This window comes from uncultured Chloroflexus sp. (assembly GCF_937951745.1).
Classification (GTDB): domain Bacteria; phylum Chloroflexota; class Chloroflexia; order Chloroflexales; family Chloroflexaceae; genus Chloroflexus.
Map to the genome: position 1 here is coordinate 55,255 of NZ_CALFBQ010000005.1, position 17,876 is coordinate 73,130.

General features: G+C 57.0%; 13 protein-coding genes. 8 read left to right on the forward strand and 5 right to left on the reverse strand.

Translation table 11 applies throughout. The annotated features are described in order from the left end of the window. Positions 1 to 95: 95 nt before the first annotated feature. Entirely contained in the window at positions 96 to 1,514 is a 1,419-nt protein-coding gene (locus tag Q1A59_RS02030) for an MFS transporter (protein WP_298404197.1), read from the forward strand. 263 nt (positions 1,515 to 1,777) lie between these two features. Here Q1A59_RS02030 and nth read toward each other — a convergent pair whose 3' ends face one another. Next, a complete protein-coding gene (nth, locus tag Q1A59_RS02035; protein WP_298404199.1) occupies positions 1,778 to 2,440 on the reverse strand; it encodes an endonuclease III in 663 nt (220 codons plus the stop codon). Positions 2,441 to 2,562: 122 nt separating this feature from the next. Here nth and Q1A59_RS02040 point away from each other — a divergent pair, with 122 nt between their 5' ends. The 7 genes from Q1A59_RS02040 to Q1A59_RS02070 all read left to right on the forward strand — a co-directional run bounded on the left by Q1A59_RS02040 (position 2,563) and on the right by Q1A59_RS02070 (position 11,230). Further along, complete coding sequence (locus Q1A59_RS02040) at positions 2,563 to 4,011, forward strand: peptidoglycan-binding protein (protein WP_299643619.1); 1,449 nt, start codon at positions 2,563 to 2,565, stop codon at positions 4,009 to 4,011. 169 nt (positions 4,012 to 4,180) lie between these two features. Beyond that, positions 4,181 to 4,672: a hypothetical protein gene (locus Q1A59_RS02045; protein ID WP_298404203.1), complete on the forward strand. Its 492-nt coding sequence runs from the start codon at positions 4,181 to 4,183 to the stop codon at positions 4,670 to 4,672. 527 nt (positions 4,673 to 5,199) lie between these two features. Beyond that, positions 5,200 to 7,005 (forward strand): peptide ABC transporter substrate-binding protein, encoded by a 1,806-nt coding sequence (locus Q1A59_RS02050; RefSeq protein ID WP_299643649.1) that lies wholly within the window; start codon positions 5,200 to 5,202, stop codon positions 7,003 to 7,005. A gap of 106 nt (positions 7,006 to 7,111) precedes the next feature. Continuing rightward, on the forward strand, positions 7,112 to 8,071 hold the full coding sequence (locus tag Q1A59_RS02055; RefSeq protein WP_298404205.1) for an ABC transporter permease: 960 nt from the start codon (positions 7,112 to 7,114) through the stop codon (positions 8,069 to 8,071). A gap of 51 nt (positions 8,072 to 8,122) precedes the next feature. Further along, positions 8,123 to 9,151 (forward strand): ABC transporter permease, encoded by a 1,029-nt coding sequence (locus tag Q1A59_RS02060; RefSeq protein WP_298404207.1) that lies wholly within the window; start codon positions 8,123 to 8,125, stop codon positions 9,149 to 9,151. A 49-nt stretch (positions 9,152 to 9,200) separates the two neighbouring features. Beyond that, positions 9,201 to 9,686 carry a hypothetical protein gene (locus tag Q1A59_RS02065; RefSeq protein ID WP_298404209.1) on the forward strand — a complete coding sequence of 162 codons (486 nt, stop codon included), beginning with the start codon at positions 9,201 to 9,203 and terminating at the stop codon, positions 9,684 to 9,686. A 371-nt stretch (positions 9,687 to 10,057) separates the two neighbouring features. Then, positions 10,058 to 11,230 (forward strand): phospholipase D-like domain-containing protein, encoded by a 1,173-nt coding sequence (locus tag Q1A59_RS02070; protein ID WP_298404211.1) that lies wholly within the window; start codon positions 10,058 to 10,060, stop codon positions 11,228 to 11,230. A gap of 202 nt (positions 11,231 to 11,432) precedes the next feature. Here Q1A59_RS02070 and Q1A59_RS02075 read toward each other — a convergent pair whose 3' ends face one another. The 4 genes from Q1A59_RS02075 to Q1A59_RS02090 all read right to left on the reverse strand — a co-directional run bounded on the left by Q1A59_RS02075 (position 11,433) and on the right by Q1A59_RS02090 (position 17,222). Then, positions 11,433 to 12,701, reverse strand: coding sequence for a nuclease-related domain-containing protein (locus Q1A59_RS02075; RefSeq protein ID WP_298404213.1), 1,269 nt, complete (start codon positions 12,699 to 12,701; stop codon positions 11,433 to 11,435). A gap of 3 nt (positions 12,702 to 12,704) precedes the next feature. After that, positions 12,705 to 14,699, reverse strand: a complete 1,995-nt coding sequence (gene uvrB, locus Q1A59_RS02080; RefSeq protein ID WP_298404216.1) for an excinuclease ABC subunit UvrB — start codon at positions 14,697 to 14,699, stop codon at positions 12,705 to 12,707. Between the two features lie 197 nt (positions 14,700 to 14,896). Continuing rightward, the gene (locus tag Q1A59_RS02085) at positions 14,897 to 15,637 is read right to left on the reverse strand and encodes an SIMPL domain-containing protein (protein WP_299643625.1); all 741 of its coding nucleotides are present in this window, start codon (positions 15,635 to 15,637) and stop codon (positions 14,897 to 14,899) included. Between the two features lie 139 nt (positions 15,638 to 15,776). Then, a complete protein-coding gene (locus tag Q1A59_RS02090) occupies positions 15,777 to 17,222 on the reverse strand; it encodes an MATE family efflux transporter (RefSeq protein ID WP_298404220.1) in 1,446 nt (481 codons plus the stop codon). Between the last annotated feature and the right edge of the window lie 654 nt (positions 17,223 to 17,876).

Below are 17,876 nucleotides of genomic sequence, written 5' to 3' on the forward strand. Positions count from 1 at the left end.
GCAGTCTATTCTATCCTACCACCTCGCGTAACATAGCTAGCAGTGCTACAATGTAGCCATTGTTCGCCGTTCTGCATCCTAAGGAGCTGCACCCTATGGCCGCCACGACGTCGGCACACTCTGAGCGTCTGCCGTTGGCAACTCGCCTCGCCTTCGGAGCTGGTGATCTCGGTCCGGCGATTGCCACGATTGTTGCGTCGTTCTTTCAGCTCTATTTTCTTACCACTATTGCCGGCTTGCCGCCCGGTCTCGCGGGTACCGTTCTACTCATTGTCAAAATCTGGGATGCAGTGAATGATCCGATTGTCGGTTGGCTCACTGACAAAACTCAAACCCGTTGGGGACGGCGACGGCCATGGTTGCTGTTCGGCGCGGCGCCGTTTGGTCTGCTTTTTTTCTTGCAATGGATCGTGCCGCCTTTAGATGTGACCGGTAAGTTTATCTACTACCTAGTCATTGCGCTGCTTTTTGATACTGCGTTTACAGTAGTAAATGTACCGTACACTGCGCTAACACCTGAACTTACCCGCGACTACGACGAGCGTACAGCACTCAATTCCTACCGTTTCGCCTTCAGTATCGGTGGTAGTCTACTCGGTGGCATTCTGCATCAGATCATTGTTGGTCAATTTGCCGATCAGCAGACCGGTTATCTCGTGTCTGGTGCGGTGATCGGTGTGTTGATTGCGGTACCCTTTCTCTGGTGCTTTTTCGGCACGCGCGAACGTTACGAACCTGAGCCCGGCGTGGAAGAACTGAGTTTACTTGATCAGATTCGGTATGTGTTCAAAAATCGACCTTTTCTCTTTGTTGTCGGCATCTATATGTTCTCGTGGCTGGCAGTGCAGGTGACATCCAGTGTGTTGACCTTCTTTATCGTCTTTTGGCTAGGCAGTGTGCCCCAATTTCCGGCGACTGCGTTTGGGCTGACCTTTGCTAGCGCCAACGATATTATTCCAATTATGCTTTTTGCCGTACAGGGTTCGGCGCTGGTCTTTCTGTTTGTATGGAGCGCGATTAGCCGTCGAATCGGTAAGAAGGCAGTGTATATGATTGGTAGTCTAATTTGGATTGGCGTACAAGCATTTCTCTTTTTTCTTCAGCCCGAACAAATTACACTAGCGATCGTGCTCGGCGTCATTGCAGGAGCCGGTGTAGCGACCGCATATCTCATCCCGTGGAGTATGATGCCCGATGTGATCGAGCTGGATGAGTTAGAGACCGGCCAGCGCCGCGAGGGGATGTTCTACGGGTTTATGGTACTGCTGCAAAAGATAGGTTTGGCACTCGGCCTATTTTTGGTTGGTTTGGCGCTGCAATTTGCCGGCTTCAACGAGAATCTGCTGCCCGGCCAGCAGCCGGAAAGTGCGCTGTTAGCGATCCGACTGCTGATTGGCCCGCTGCCAACGGTAATCTTGATCTGCGGGATGATCTTGACCGCTTTCTATCCGATCACCAAAGCTAGCCACACCGAGACGCTGGCGCGGCTGGCGGCGCGCCATAATCGCGGTTAAGGCGCGAATGTTTTTAATGCAAAGACGCGAAGGGCGCAGAGGTTTTAAGGGGGGAAATGTGGAGGTTGGTGGTTTTCTCGTAATTTTCTGGCGGCGTGTATAGATGCTGGTATACTAGCCATCTCAGTGTAGACCTCCATACAACAACCCCGTCCCTTATTATCCCTTCGCGTTCTTTGCGCACTCTGCGCCTTTGCGTTAATACTCTCTGTGTCCTTAGCATCCTACGCGCCTTTGCGTTAAGAGTTCTCTACGCCTTTGTGTCACCGGCTGCGCGTGACCCCAATCCGCGGGCACACGTTGCGGATTGGACAGATGCTGCACCGCGGCGATGTAGGGTGGCAGATGTTTTGTCCCAATGTAACCAACAATCGGTTGATCGGAATCCAATAGCGTTGCGGCAGCTTAGCCCGCAGCGCCATTTCGGTCTCTTCGGGGGTGCGGGTTTGCACATAACCCCAGCGGTTACAGATGCGGTGGACGTGAATATCAACGCAGATGCCGGGTAAGCCAAAGCCGGCAGTGACCACCAGATTGGCCGTCTTGCGGCCCACGCCGGGCAATGTGAGCAGTTCATCAAGGTCAGACGGCACTGCACCGTTGTACTTTTCAAGCAGAATCCGGCAGATAGCGACAATCTGGCGTGCTTTGACCCGATAAAAGCCAACCGGATAGATCAGCTCGGCAATCCGCTCTTCACCCAGTTCCAGCATCGCTGCCGGCGTATCGGCAATGGCAAACAGGCGTGGCGCCACTACGGCGGTCAGAGTGTCTTTCGTGCGCAGGCTGAGGATGGTGGCAATCAAAATGCGGAATGGCGTCTGGCTCACTTCCCCCATCTGGTCGATTAGTGGAAGCGTAAACTTAGCCAATTCGCGTTCCAATGTATCTAACACCTGCTCGATCGGGAACTGCGTCGCAGTCACAAAACCTCCTCTTCCTCCTAGCAAACTGCGCTGGCATGCCGTATGATGATACTCGAAACCATTGGCGCAAGGCAACTCGTGCTGCGTTGGGCGCAAGTTCAATTCACTCTAGGAGCGTGTTCGTGAATAAACGCTGGTTCATCTGGGGGATGGTCGCACTTCTGCTCGCGTCCTGCGCTACTGCGCCGCCCGCGCCCCTGCCATCCCCCACGGCCACGCCTGTCGCAGAGGCGCCAACCGCTGTCCCCACGCTGTTGCCGGCCACAGCAACGGCAGCAGTAGCATCACCGACGCTTGTCCCTGCTGCTACCCTACCCGCCCCAGTCTATTTGATCCACAACGGTCAGGTCATGCGTCTCGAACCCGATGGTAACCGCCTCGTCCAGATCACCTACGAACCGCAGCCGGTGCGCGAGCTGAGTGTAGCTGAAAACGGGACGTTGGTCTATCTTACCGGCGATGAACTGGTCGTTCTCGATGGCGTGGGCCGGCGAGCTTTGGTTCGCGAGCAGTCCATCAGCTATCCTCGCATTTCGCCTGATGGCCAGAAGGTCGTTTACCATCTCACCGATCCGGCCCCCGGCTTGATCGTCGGGCGTGAAGATTCGCCGAGCGGTGTGTACCTCAGTTACATCACTGGCGGGTGGCCTAGCTTGGGGCGTGCCGATGATCCTGAGCCGGCTGAACCAGATGTCGCCAATCCGGCGTGGCGTTATATACCAGTTGCGTGGTCGCCGAACGGCGTGCAGATCTTGCTTTTCGCGGTGATGCTCCCGGAAATGGGCATACCCGGTGGTGAAGTGATGATTATCGGGCCGGAAGACGAGCCGGTGCGCGCCTTTAGTTGTTGCGAAGAGGAGCTGTGGAGCGTTGATAGCCGTGAGATAACGGTGGCGGGCGGCGGTCCCGGACCTGATATTCGGTTTGGCCTCTACCGGATCGACTCTATTAGCGGCGAGGAATTCGCAGTTCTTGAGAGCCGCGAAACAGCGATCCCGTTGGTGCGCGCGCCGCAACGGCTGGCCGATGGTGTGATCTACGCGTTTGTAGAAATGGCACCAGCCAGTGAGTATAGCTGGGACTATCCCTTTCGCCCGCAAATGGTACAGGTTAGCGATAATGGCGTGATCACACCGCTGCGCCCAGAACAATTTGATGAACCGGTGCTGGTCTTGTGGGATCGGCAAGGGCAAGGCGCGCTGGTGCGCTTTGCCGACAGCGAGTCGTTCGTCTGGTTGCCGGCTGATCCAGCCTTACCGCCGCTCATTACTGCCGCTGCCGGATTTGCCTTAACGTGGACGCCGGCGGCGGATCTGGCGGCGCACGATTGCGCGCTCTTTTCCCCGCTGTCCCCGCAAGCGGCGCCGGAACGCCGTTACGATCCGGCGGTCGCTGATGTGCAAGGCCGGCTGGCGGCGCTCGGCTTCGATCCCGGCCCGGTTGATGGTCTGTTCGGCCCGACGACCGCCGTTGCGGTTCGCGCCTTCCGTGCCACTGCTGGTCTCCCAGCGGGGGATAGCATTGATTGCGCGACGTGGCAAGCGTTATTAGCCCGCAGCATTGCGTTGTAAGAGGGCCAACCTGCCGGCATTGCGAGGAGGTGCAGTCACATCGCTTAGCTATGGGCCGGTTGTCCGCAGCAATCTTCATTGCCGGCGAGCATAATGCCAGTAGCGAAACCATGCGGTATCTTAGCTGTTGCACGCCATAAAGCACTGAAGATTCACAACACCGATGATCATGATCCCGCCTGATCTCGCCGAACGGATTACCGCCATTCACGCTGCGTCGCACCGGCTGGTGCTGGCGTTTGCCGGCGCGGGCAGCGTAGGATTGGCGTGGCTGCATGCGATTGCAGGATCGTCGCGCACGGTGCTGGAAGCGCTTGACGCTTACTCAACGCGGTCGCGGATCGCGATCACCGGCGCCATCAATGCCCCGGCAGTCAGCGCCGAAACGGCGCAAGCGATGGCAATATGGGCCTATCGGCGGGCGCAAGCGTTGAGTGACGGCGAATGGCCGCTGCTGGGGGTTGGCCTCACGGCGGCGATCATCACCGACCGCGAACGGCGCGGCGCTGATCAAGCCTTTCTCGCCATCCACACCGCCACTGGCATCGAGACCGGCCATCTCGCGCTGGCCCGCGCCAACCAGCAGCGAATTGATCAAGAAATTCTGATCAGCCGCTGGCTGATCGATGAAATCGCCCGCGCATGTGGTATCCCATCGTAAAGCCGCGTAGCCATGCGGCGCTGGCCGGCAATATAGTGCCGTGTAACCGTGCAGCTTGGCAACCGGTCTCCTCGCTCTGTTTTCTATTTACACCTCATCTGCTCTTAACCGCCGCGACTTCGTGAAGAATAGCGCATTCCGGCGCGACATGACTCAATTTCTTGACAATTTGCCCGCCCTATGGTACTGTTCAGACATTCTGCACGTCTCCAAATCAGCGCATAATGAACAAAGTGCACCACACAAAGTTGTGCTGAGCAACGCGAGCGGGAGGCATCAACGGTTGATCGACCGCTTATTTGACATACCTTTTTCTGCGCGTCATCTTGGCGCGATCTACTTACGGATGGCGAGGTGGGAGCAGCACGGGAGTGAACCATCAGATACTCTGCGGCGTTGGGTAGCGTCGCATCGGGGGCGCGCAAATCGTGGCTGCTGCCAACTCTGAGTCATCATAGCCGGGTGTTCATCTTAGGAGCGAGGAGGTTTCTGTGTCGTACAAACGTCTTTGGGTATGGATCACCCTAATGGCAGTGGCAGCGATCATGTTAGCAGCGTGTGGCCAGCAGCAGCAGGCGCAGCCAACGGCTGCCCCAGCCGAGCAACCCACGGCTGTGCCACAGCTAACGGCTGCCCCAGCCGAGCAACCCACGGCTGCCCCGGCGCAACCAACGGCTGAGCCGGCTCCGATCACGCCGCCGGCTGCGCAACCGGGTGGCAAATTGACTATTCTCTACTGGCAGGCGGTAACGACGCTCAACCCGCATTTGGCGACCGGTACGAAAGACTTCGACGGCGCAACTGTCATCCTTGAGCCGCTAGCGCGCTACGACCAGAACGATGAACTGGTGCCTTTCCTTGCCGCTGAGATTCCAACCGTTGAGAACGGTGGTGTTGCACCTGATGGCACCAGCGTAACTTGGAAGATCAAACCGGGCCTCAAATGGTCGGATGGTACAGACTTTACGATTGAAGATATCATCTTCACGTGGAAGTACTGCGCCGATCCAGCAACGGCTTGCACTACGAAGGCAGCGTTCGATCCGATCGCGAACATCGAAAAGATCGATGACACCACGCTAAAGATTACGTGGAAGGAACCGACTGCCGATCCGTACATTGCGTTCGTTGGCCCCTTCGGTATGATTTTGCAACAGAAGCAGTTTGGTAACTGCATTGGCGCGGCGGCCAGCACCAGCGCCGAATGCCAAGCGGCGAATCTGGCCCCGATCGGCACCAACGCGTGGAAGCTGCGCGAACTGCGCCCCGGTGACACGGTGCTGTACGAGCGCAACCCCTTCTTCCGCGATGCTGATAAGGTCTTCTTCGACGAAGTCGAGATCAAGGGTGGTGGCGACGCAACTTCGGCGGCGCGCGCCGTCTGCGAGACGGGTGAAGTCGATTTCGCGTGGAACTTGCAGATCCCGAAGGCGGTGCTCGAGCCGATCTTGAATAGCGGCAAGTGTGATGCGATTGCCGGTGGTTCGTTCGGTGTCGAGCGCATTGTGGTTAACTTTGCCAATCCCGATCCGGCATTGGGCGACAAGCGCAGCGAGCCTGATCAGCCGCATCCGTTCCTGACCGATCCGGCGGTGCGACGTGCGATCTCGCTGGCAATTGATCGCAAGGCGATTGCCGAGCAGCTCTATGGCCCGACCGGCGAGCCGACTTGCAACATTCTAGTGGTACCGGCAGCCTTCAATTCACCCAATACCACTTGTGAGCGTAATGTTGAAGAGGCAAAGCGTATTCTCGAAGAGGCAGGGTGGAAGTTGAACGGCCCAGTGCGCGAAAAGAATGGCGTCAAGCTGATCGTCAGCTTCCAGACCAGCATTAACACGCTGCGCCAAGGCGAGCAGGCGATCATCAAGTCGAACCTTGCTGAGATTGGGATTCAGGTCAACGTCAAGGCAATTAATGCAGCGGTCTTCTTTGGCGGCGATGCAGGTAATCCCGATACGCTGAACAAGTTCTACGCCGACCTGCAAATGTATACCAACGGCCCGAACTCGGCTGATCCGCAGCAGTACCTGCAAGGCTGGATCTGCGCTGAAGTGTCGTCGTCGGCCAATCAGTGGAATGGTAGCAACGATGGCCGCTACTGCAACCCCGAATATGACGCGCTCTTCGAGCAGTTGAAGACCGAACTCGATCCAGAACGCCGCGCGCAACTAGCCATCCAAATGAATGATCTGCTGGTGAATGATGGCGCGGTGATCCCGCTGATCAATCGCCGCACGCCCAATGCCAAGCTGAAGAACCTCGAAGGCCCGACCTTCAATACGTTTGACAGCAGCATTTGGAATATCGCAATGTGGCGGCGTGTGCCCTAAGCGGTGATATGGGCAGTGAGATGGCAGAGACGCACATCAGCGTGCGTCTCTGCTATGTTCGATAGTTGGTTAGGTAGGCATTGTGCGCGGTCTGGGGGCGATACACATGTTGCAATACATTATTCGACGCATATTGATTGCGATTCCTACCCTCTTGATTATCAGCTTTGTGATCTTTGCCGTACTTGCGCTTGCCCCCGGCGATCCTTTGGCGCAGTTTGCGCTTAATCCGGCGATTCCTGAGTCGACCCGTGAATTGATCCGGATTCAGTTTGGGCTTGATCAGCCATGGCCGGTGCGCTATGTGCGTTGGATTACCTCATTGCTACGCGGTGATTGGGGTTTTTCGTTCGGTACGCGCGGGCCGGTGCTTGACTTGATTTGGCAGCGCTTGCCGCAGACGTTAATAGTAGTCGGAACAGCATATCTGATTGCAGTCTTGCTAGCAATTCCGATTGGGATCATCTCTGCTGTGAAACAATATTCGATTTTTGATAATGTGGCTACGTTTTTTGCATTTGTTGGGTTCTCAGTTCCTTCTTTTTTCACTGGCCTTGTCTTGATGCTGGTGTTTGCGATTAATCTTAAGTGGTTTCCAATTGTTTACAATACGACCTTGCAAGTTGTGGACTGGGATACCTTCGTGCAGCAAGTTCGGCAAATGGCCTTGCCGGTGACGGTGTTGGTTGTGCAGCAGACAGCGGCGCTGACTCGCTTTATGCGCTCGTCGATGCTTGATAACCTGAACCTTGATTATGTGCGCACGGCGCGGGCAAAGGGTCTCAGCGACCGGATGGTAGTGTTGCGCCATGTGCTAGTGAATAGTCTGATACCGGTGGTGACGCTGATTGCGCTCGGTATTCCTACTATATTCGCTGGTGCGATTATTACCGAGAATCTGTTTCGGGTGAATGGTTTAGGCGCCTTGCTGATTACCTCGATCAATAATTCTGACACTCCCGTAGTGATGGCGTTAACGTTTATTTTTGCGATTCTGACCGTTGTGTTCAACTTAATCGCTGATATTCTTTATGGGGTGCTTGATCCACGGGTACGTTATTCGTAATGCGCAACACTGCCATCGTTTAGGGTCATCATCGGAAAGGGTGAGCGTTCGATGTCTGAAATAGAACTCAATGGCGCTGTCGGTCTCTCTCCCAGCGCCCGCGCCCAGCAGATGACCAGCCGTATGCCAGCGAAACCACGCACGTTGCTTAGTGATGCGTGGCGACGGTTTCGCAAGCACCGGCTTGCGATGCTAGGGGTCTTTGTATTGTTGACGCTAGCCTTGGTATCATTCGTCGGGCCATATTTCTACGTTCCGCGCTTGGCTGCCGAGCTTGAGTCAATTGGCTCGCCATTCTTGCAGGATCGGGTTGATCTGCAAACGGCGATTGATCATCTGGATTTTCTCAATATCTTGTCAGGGCCAAGCGCAATTCATCCCTTTGGCACCGATGATCTGGGCCGTGATCTGTTGGCGCGTGCGCTCTATGGCGGGCGGGTGTCGCTGATGGTTGGCCTGACGGCGATGGCAATTGCGATTTCGCTGGGCACGATTATCGGCGCGACAGCAGGCTTTTTCGGGGGGATTATTGACCAGATTTTGATGCGAATCACCGATCTTTTCCTTTCATTACCGGCGATTCCACTCACCTTGCTGGTGGTCTATTTGTTTCGCGATCCGGTGATTAAGGCAATGGGATCGCCTGAAGCCGGTATCTTTACGATTGTGGTGACAGTGATCGGTTGTTTGGCATGGATGAGCACGGCCCGCATTGTGCGCGCGTCGTTCCTCTCGTTGAAAGAGAAGGAGTTTGTCGAGGCGGCGACGGCGCTAGGGGTGAGCCGGCCAGCAATTATGTTCCGCCATATTCTGCCGAATGCGATTGGCCCGATCATCGTCGCCGCCACGCTCGAAGTCGGTAGCGCGATTATTACTGAGTCGACTCTCTCCTTTCTTGGCGTTGGCTTTCCCCCTGACACGCCAACGTGGGGCCGGCTGGTGACCGATGGCAGCCAGTATCTGCAAGCGGCGCCGTGGTTGGCGCTGTTCCCCGGCGGGTTGATCTTTTTGACAGTGCTGAGTATCAATTTTGTCGGTGACGGGTTGCGCGATGCGCTCGATCCGCGATCGCGGTTGTGAGGTACAATGATGCCGGCATACAGGCGTTTTTTGTCACCGGAACCCGAATATGAACCATCACCTGACGCCATTGCAACGGTTGGCGGTTGAGGCTATCCAAGAGGATGAACGGCTGACCGCCGGGTTAGATGATGCACAAGCCGGGGTATTGCTGCGTTGGGCCACGGCGCGAGCTGCCGAGCTTACCTGCGATGCGGCTGATGAAGTAGCTGCGGAAGCGGTTGCGCAAGCGATCCGCACCGCCGTGCGGGCGGCGGTGCGGGCCGATGGCGCGGTAGCGACGGCTGAGCGAGCGTTGGCGCAAGCGTTGCCGACAGGAGTAGCCTCCTCTCTACCCACCTCACGCACGCTTGGCGGGGCTGAGCTGGCGGCGGTCTCGCTCATCACTGGTGCGGAAAGCGTACCTGACACCTCATCAGATCTCTCTTACGATGCGTCAGCAGCTTCGCCATCTCTCTCCCGTCCGCCTCGGTTGCCGCGCCGGTGGCCGGAGGTGTTGCCGCTCAGCCTGTTGGCGCACCTTGGCCGGCGGTAAGATGGCGGACAGAAAAGCTGGGTAGTTGGTGGCAGAGCGGGCTGCCACTTTCCGCTTGCTATGGCGCGCCGCCGGAGGCGGTGCAGCAATCTCCTGTGTAGGTTGGAGGGATGCCTGAGCGTATGGCTCGCGCTCGAGCAGGAGATTCCTTCGGCGGCTGCGCCCCTCGTAATGACAAGTGGCCCGTGTTATTGTGCACCGCCGGAGGCGGTGCAGCAATCTCCTGCGTGGGTTGGAGGGATACCTGAGCGTGTGGCTCGCGCTCGAGCAGGAGATTACGTCAGCGGCTGTGCCCCCTCGTAATGACATAATATGTTAGAGCGATAGTATTGCTCACCTTCTCAGAGCCTTTGCAAGATTGTGAGGATCCTATGGCGCGAAAACCGGCTTCGCCACGTTCGTCGCAGCGCCTCAATCGCACCCAAGTTATCTTGCTCTTTCTGACTCTCGCGCTCGGTTTCCTGATCACCGCCGGGATTATCGATCTACGGCGGTTTGGGCTTGATCCATCACTCTTTGGGATCGAAACGCCGCCAACCCCCACCGTCAGTGGGTACACAGGGGGGATGACGGTCTACTTCACCACACCCTCGTTGGTGTACCCCGATATTCCGCGCAACCGGGTGACGCCGCCGTACCTGCGTGATATGTTGAACGACATTGCGAATGCTCGACAGAGTATTGATCTCGCGACATTCGAGTATACGTTGCAGCCGCTTGCCGAAGCGCTGGTTACTGCCCACCAACGGGGTGTAGCGGTACGGTTGGCGCTTGACCGCGAGAGTCTCGAGGATCCAGTTGATGCTAAATTCGCCGGCATGATTGAAGCTGCTGGCATTCCAATCAGCTGGGAGGATACGACAGCGTTTCTCCATAGCAAGTTTATCATCATTGATGCCAAGATTGTGTGGACTGGCTCGTGGAATGCGACGATCAATGACACCTATCGCAATAACAACAACCTGTTGCGCATCACCATTCCGGCGCTGGTCGAGAATTATCGGGTCGAATTTGAAGAACTGGCAGCCGGTCGGTTTGGGAATAGCAAGCAGGCGACAACGCCATTTTCGCGTATCACCACTGCCCAAGCAACCATCGAGAACTACTTTACCCCGCGTGAGCGACCGGCGGCGCGGATTGTCGAGATGATCAACGGTGCCCGTCGTTCGGTGTTGTTTATGGCCTTCTCATTCACGAACGACGAGATTGCTCGTGCAATGATTGCTCGTCAACAGGCAGGCGTACCGGTTCGGGGTGTGTTTGAGCGGCGTAATGCCGGTGGGGTTGGTTCAGATTTCGGCATGCTGCGCGATGGCGGCGTCGAGGTGCTGGAAGATGGAAACTGTTACACCATGCATCACAAGGTCATCATCATCGATGAGCGCATCGTGATCACCGGTTCGTACAATTTCACAATCCGGGCCGAACGCACCAATGACGAAAATCTGCTGATCATCGATGATCCGAAGCTGGCGGCTGAATATCTGGCCGAGTTTGAGCGCGTGTTTGAGCAGGCGCGCAACCCGACTCGGTGCCAATCGTGAGGCGTATCCTTTTCCTCGGTCAGGGCGAAAGGGTGTTCCCGTATGTCATTGCGAGGGCGCGCAGCACCCGCAGCAATTTCCTGCTTGGGCGAGCTGGCTGTCGTGCTCGGAGGAGATTGCTTCGCTGCGGGACAGAGCGCTGCTCTGTCCTTTGCAGCTCGCAATGACAGCGGGGGAGCAATTTGTTACCGGCATCGCTGTGCTACGGCTGCAACGCAACGATAAAGCTCGCTTCGCCGAACGGCTGTTCAAGCAAGGTGATGCGCAGCGTACTCGCGTTGGCTGCCAATTGACGACGTACCACGGCCACGCCACTCTGCCGGCTACCCGGTGGGACGGTAATCGTTGCCGGTCGTGCGTCATCATTCGAGATCGGATAGTCGTTCCCTAAGCCGTCACTGATCTTGATGTTATCGTGGCGCAACGGCAAACGCACCGTCCGGGAAGTGTTGTTTTGCACACTCCACCTCAACTCGATACGGTCGCTGCAAGCGTCAATTTGCTCAAGGGCGACAATGATGTCAGGCGAAGTACCGGTAGTGATTTCGCCGGCAGCGACATTCTGCCACGTCTGATTACGTGCATCCCAGTATTTACTAATCAATTGGTAGCCATCCCAACGGCATTGGCTTGTCATAATGTTGAAACCGATCATTGCGCCGTCAGCGGGCGTGCCGGCTGAAAGGATCGTCATTGGTGCATCAGCACGCGGGACAGGCGCTGGCGGACGGAAGAAAAGAGCGAGCAGTAAGACAAAGGCTAACGCAGCAAAAGCTACTGCTAGCCGGCCAGTAGTGGTCTGCAACGCCCGCCAAGCTCGTTCGCGCCACGGCAGTGCCGGTGACGACGGTGCCGGTGGTTTTTCTTCCTGCACCACTTCGTTCAGTTCAGTCCATGGGGTACAGTGGAGCAGTTTTGGGATAGCAAGCATCTCCTCTTCGCTCAGCTCGATCTCTGACGAGCGTTCGGTAATCATATATGCGGGCAATTCATCAAGCCCACGCACCTCTACCTTCCAGTCCAAATCGAGCTGTGACCCTTCTTCAATGCGGGGCGCGATTACAATTAGACGCTTGCAGGTGCGAAAATCGATGGAATTGGCTTTCTGCTCGGAAAGGAATTCGCGCCGGTGTTCGTTGAGGAAATTGGTCAGCGCATGAAAGTATGAAATAACCTGATTGTAAGGATTTTTGCGACCGGGATTCAGTCGTTTCTGCTCACCGTTGCGCCCCTCGACAATCCACGGCCCGTTAACGCTACCGATGACACGACCATCGCAATGTTTCAGCTCGATAATGACAATCGCGTCATGTTTGATGATAACGAGGTCGATACTGCGCCCGCCGACGCTGAAATTGGAGAGAATCAGGAACAAGCCCTCAAGTTTTTCAAGAGTTTGGGCCAGCGCGAGAATGGCGCGGCGCTCTTGCGGGTGTTCTGGTTTCTCGCCAATCCAGACTTGAACGGCCATAATTCACTCGCTCAATGTCAACGTCTTGCGTAGTTCGACAATCTGGTCGCGCAGCGCCGCCGCTTTCTCAAAGGCAAGATCCTTGGCAGCCTGCTTCATCTGCTTCTCAAGGTCTTTGATCAGTTTCAGCACCTCGTCACGTGGCAGATCAACCGGTACAGCAGCAGTAGGTGTCGTCACATATTCGCCGCGCTCTTCAGCCAACTTGCGAATACGGTCGGTCAGGTCGCGCACGCCTTTGGCAATTCCTTGCGGGGTAATGCCGTGGCGTAGGTTGTGGGCCATCTGAATATCGCGGCGGCGCTGGGTCTCGCGGATGGCGGCCTCCATCGAGCGAGTGATAGTGTCGGCGTACATAATCACTTTGCCCTCAATGTGGCGTGCTGCTCGCCCAATGATCTGGATGAGTGACGTTTCCGAGCGCAGATAGCCCTCTTTGTCAGCATCGAGGATCGCGACCAGACTGACTTCAGGGAGATCAAGCCCTTCGCGCAACAGATTGATCCCTACTACCACATCATACACACCGAGACGCAGATCGCGCAGAATTTCAACCCGCTCAATGGTGTCGATGTCGGCGTGGAGGTACATCGTGCGTACCCCCATCTCTTTCAGATAGTCGGCCAAATCCTCGGCCATGCGTTTGGTGAGGGTAGTCACAAGCACCCGCTGTTTGCGTGCAACCCGTTGCCGAATTTCACCGAGTAGGTCGTCGATCTGCCCTCTGGTCGGGCGCACCTCGATTTCGGGATCGAGTAGGCCGGTGGGACGGATAATCTGCTCGACGATCTGCTCGCTCTTTTCCCGCTCGTAAGGGCCGGGGGTGGCCGAGACGTAGATCACCTGATAGACGTGCTGCTCAAACTCTTCAAACTTGAGCGGGCGGTTGTCGAGGGCCGACGGCAAGCGAAAGCCGTAATCCACCAGTGTTTGTTTGCGCTGGCGGTCGCCATTGTACATGCCGCGCAACTGAGGCAAGGTGATGTGACTCTCATCGATAAAGATCAGCAAATCATCGGGAAAATAGTCAAGCAATGTCCACGGCGTCTGGCCGGCAGCGCGCCCGTCAAGATGGCGCGAATAGTTCTCGATCCCGCTACAATAGCCGACCTCGCTTAGCATTTCGAGGTCGTAGAGCGTGCGTTGCTTCAGCCGCTGTGCTTCGAGCAGCTTACCGGCGGCTTCAAGCTCGCGTACCCGTTCGTTCAGCTCTTCTTGAATCGCGATGATCGCCTGCTGCAACTTCTCTTTGGTGGTAACGAAGTGCTTAGCGGGATAGATCTCGATTGCGGTATGCTTAAGCAACACCTCGCCAGTGAGTGGGTCAAGCTCGACGATCCGCTCGATTTCATCGCCCCAGAACTCGACTCGAATAGCGGTTTCAGCGTTGGCGGGAATAATATCGAGCGTATCGCCGCGAACGCGGAACGTGCCGCGTTGGAAGTCCATATCTTTACGCTCGAACTGTAAATCGATCAATTGACGCATGAGTTTGTCGCGGTTACGCACCTCGCCGACGCGGAGCAGAATCTTCTCTTGGCCGTAATCGTGCGGCGAGCCGAGGCCGTAAATCGCCGAGACCGACGCCACGATCAGCACATCGCGGCGGGTGAAGAGCGCCTGCGTTGCGGCGTGGCGCAGCCGGTCAATCTCCTCGTTGATGCTGGCTTCTTTCTCGATATAGAGGTCTTTCGAGGGAACGTAGGCTTCCGGCGTATACTCATCGTAATACGAGATAAACATCTCAACCGCCGCGTCGGGCAAAAACTCGCGGAACTCGGCCCACAACTGCGAGACGAGGGTCTTGTTGTGGGCGAGGACGAGGGTGGGGCGTTGAGTCTGGGCGAAGATGTGCGCCATCACGAAGGTCTTGCCGGTGCCAGTCGCGCCGAGCAAGGTCTGATGGCGGTAGCCGGCGCGCAAACCGGCCACCAATTTCTCGATGGCTTGTGGTTGATCGCCAGTTGGCTGATACGGCGCTTCGATCCGGAATGGCATACGGTGCTCGCGAGTTCTGGCACTGAAGAGATAGCAACAGCGCGGGTTGCGCCGTCCGCGTCGAGGCGGGAGGGGCAACAACGCCGCGCTGCTGGTTGGGCTAGAGGTATTATACCAGAATGGCGGCGGGAGAGGGGGATAGCGCACTGTGTTCCCTACGATGGGGGCACAGCGCGCTGTGTGGCTACGTGAGACGTTTACCGCAACTCGAAGGTGATTTGAACGGTGGCGCTGTAGGTTTGCTGGCCGGGCTGCACCGGCGGGGCCGAACGGGCGGCTGGCGCGCCGTAGGCATCGGCCATCATCGGTACCGGGATAGGGCTGGCGCCAAAGTTTTCGGTGATGAACAGCACCCGACCGAGCGATGTGCCGGCAGCCCGTGCCATCTGTTCGGCCCGTGCTCGGGCGTTGACCACTGCCGCCTCGCGTGCTTGGGCTAATACAGCTTCCATATCACTGACGCCAAAACTGATGCCGTACAGTCGGTTGGCTCCTACCTGCACCACTCGATCGATGAGGTCACCGGCTTGGGCAAGGTTGCGAATGGTCACGGTGACCATGTTGTTGACGGTATAGCTGACAATCGTCTCACCTTTTTCATCGTAGTTCGGATAAATACTAATACCGGAAGTCTGAATGTCTTTCGCATCGACTCCTAACTGTTTAATCTGATCGATCATCGCCTGCGCCTGCGCGCTATTCTGAGCCAGCGCCTCTTGGGTGGTCGGCGCTTTGGTTTCAACGCCAATCGTGATGGTCGCGATGTCCGGTTCTACCTTTATTTTACCGGTGCCGATGACCACAATCTGCGGCATATTACTCACGCCGGGTTGGGCTGTGACGGTTGGGGCAGGGCGAAAGAGACTAACGGCGGTTAGCGCAAGGACAGCGATGAGTGCAGTTAGGCCAAGAATAGTTGTGAGAAGACGGTTTTCCATAGTGGTATCTCCTTGAGTGTCTGTTATGTAGCTCAATGTAAAGACGGAGACACCGCGAACTTAGTTCCCAACGACGCAGAGGAGGCGAAGACGCAAAGAAGTTGAACGCAAAGACGCAAAGGTATTGGATAGGGGGCTATCAGCGTGCTTCACCCCCACCTACATCCGGCTTCGCGTCCTTCGCGTTTACTCTCCTCTGCGTCGTTGCCTCTTCTGCGCGTGCTCGCTCCACGATTCGCCGGCGCCACACCCGCCAGAACATAGCTGCCTCAAATGGGCCAACGATGAGGAAGGCCAGCCACACGCCCCACAACGTCGGCGCCCACCACGTCACAATCACCAGCGCCAGCGCGACGCAGACCCAGATCGCAGTGCCGCTAATGGCGAGCGGCGAAAGGGTGTCACCCAAGCCGCGCAGCGCGCCGCCGAGAGCGAAGGTCAAAGCCCACGCGGGTTGGGTGAGGGCCACCACGCGCACTGCCGCCGCGCCGTTGGCGACCAACTGCGGATCACGGTTGAAGATGCCGACCAGCCCTTCGGCAAAAATGAGGAACAACACACCGAGGCCGCTCATCCAGAGGATTGTCCAACGCAACGCGATCATCGTCACCGCATTGGCTTCAGCCGGGCGCTGCGCGCCGATGGCTTGACCAACCAGCGCCGTTGCCGCCAACCCAAAGCCGATACCGGGCAAAAACGAGAGCGAGAGGACATTGATCGCGACTCGGTGGGCGGCCAGTGGCACCGTGCCCAGCGTTGCCACCACCGGCGTCAGCGAAGCGATTGCGCCGATCACCAATACCTCTTCGACTGCCGCCGGCATCCCGATGCGCAATACATCACGCAAGACGCCGATACGCGGCCACCACCTACCGCCGCCGCTAGCGCGCACACCGTTGCGCCCAAACCAAAGTACCCAAACCAGCAGCGCCGCGCCGATCACGCGCGCGATCACCGATCCCCACGCACTGCCCACCGCGCCGAGCGCCGGCAGGCCGAGCCAGCCAAAGATCAGGGCTGCGCTGGCAATCACATTGACTACATTGGCGAAAGCAGTGACTAACATCGGCGTGCGCGAATCACCCACCCCGCGCAAGACGCCGCCGATCAGATACATCATGGTCAGGGTGGTGATGGTGCTCATCGTCACTGCCAGATAGTCGATTCCGACTTGGCTCACATCGGGCGCAAGTCCGAACAGGTTGATCAACGTTGGGGTGAGCGGTAGCCCAATAGCGGTAAGCGGCAGGCCGATCAAGATGCTCCAGAGTAACCCTTGGCGGGCGACGGCGCTAGCCTCAGCGAGCTTCCCGCCGCCGTAGGCTTGGGCGACTAGTACGGCCACCCCGACCGATAATGCACTGAGGGCGGCGGTGGTGACGAAGATGACCTGTAAGGCAGCGCCAACCCCGGCCAGCGCGACTGCGCCGAGCGACGCGACGAGGATGGTGTCAACCACACCGAGCATGGTTTGCAGCAAGTTCTCGCCGATCACCGGCCATGCTAGCCGCAACACGCGCTTTTCAAGCTGAGCACGCGAAGGCGGCGGGGTGATCGTTTCAGCAGTGAGGGTGTCTGAGCGCATAAGTCATGAAGCGACGCATGCGTCGCGCTGATGGGTGTTGATAGGGTGTATTCTAACCGAAGTTGGGGGAGGTGTGGCGGAGCTGAAACATCATTTCTGTTGGCAGATAGGGTAAGCCTTGTCGGGAATTCATCAATTTCTGCAATGATAATCTCACCAACCCTTTTGTTATTACGAGGGCGTGTATGCATACCGCCCGAAACAATCCCCCGCGCCTTCGTGAGCGATGGTTCAGAGACCGTGACCGATCGTCTCATCGCCCGATAACGGTTGTGCGAAAATCCGTTGACAGATTGATCAGCGGTTTTCTTACCGGAAGATCTACGAGCGAGCTGTATACAATGCGCGTAGAGTAACGCTGCGAAAAGCCTTGGTATGGCAGTCTAGCGCTAGGTCTTATTTGCTTGTGCAAAGCGGATTGGTTTGAGTAACAGGTATTGCTCTCGCTTGCCGCGGAGATTGCTTTGGGTGCGAGGCAATACAGCATTGCCGTGGGCCTACGCACCCTCGCAATGACACAAAGGCGCAGATGAAGCACACGATCATTTCTTCTATCACATCTCTCTGCGCTTGGCGCGGGCGAACGTCTCGCCCTATGCATAGCCTTCCTCAATTCAGCATTCTGGCGGATCGCAGATTTGGTCACTTTCCCGT

Excerpts from the sequence above, each read along its gene's own strand:
- Q1A59_RS02050 (WP_299643649.1), top strand. The coding sequence starts at position 5,200 with ATGGCAGTGGCAGCGATCATGTTAGCAGCGTGTGGCCAGCAGCAGCAG.
- Q1A59_RS02070 (WP_298404211.1), top strand. The coding sequence starts at position 10,058 with ATGGCGCGAAAACCGGCTTCGCCACGTTCGTCGCAGCGCCTCAATCGC.
- Q1A59_RS02055 (WP_298404205.1), top strand. The coding sequence starts at position 7,112 with ATGTTGCAATACATTATTCGACGCATATTGATTGCGATTCCTACCCTC.
- Q1A59_RS02085 (WP_299643625.1), bottom strand. The coding sequence starts at position 15,637 with ATGGAAAACCGTCTTCTCACAACTATTCTTGGCCTAACTGCACTCATC.
- uvrB (WP_298404216.1), bottom strand. The coding sequence starts at position 14,699 with ATGCCATTCCGGATCGAAGCGCCGTATCAGCCAACTGGCGATCAACCA.
- Q1A59_RS02065 (WP_298404209.1), top strand. The coding sequence starts at position 9,201 with ATGAACCATCACCTGACGCCATTGCAACGGTTGGCGGTTGAGGCTATC.
- Q1A59_RS02075 (WP_298404213.1), bottom strand. The coding sequence starts at position 12,701 with ATGGCCGTTCAAGTCTGGATTGGCGAGAAACCAGAACACCCGCAAGAG.
- Q1A59_RS02060 (WP_298404207.1), top strand. The coding sequence starts at position 8,123 with ATGTCTGAAATAGAACTCAATGGCGCTGTCGGTCTCTCTCCCAGCGCC.
- Q1A59_RS02045 (WP_298404203.1), top strand. The coding sequence starts at position 4,181 with ATGATCCCGCCTGATCTCGCCGAACGGATTACCGCCATTCACGCTGCG.
- Q1A59_RS02090 (WP_298404220.1), bottom strand. The coding sequence starts at position 17,222 with ATGCGCTCAGACACCCTCACTGCTGAAACGATCACCCCGCCGCCTTCG.
- Q1A59_RS02030 (WP_298404197.1), top strand. The coding sequence starts at position 96 with ATGGCCGCCACGACGTCGGCACACTCTGAGCGTCTGCCGTTGGCAACT.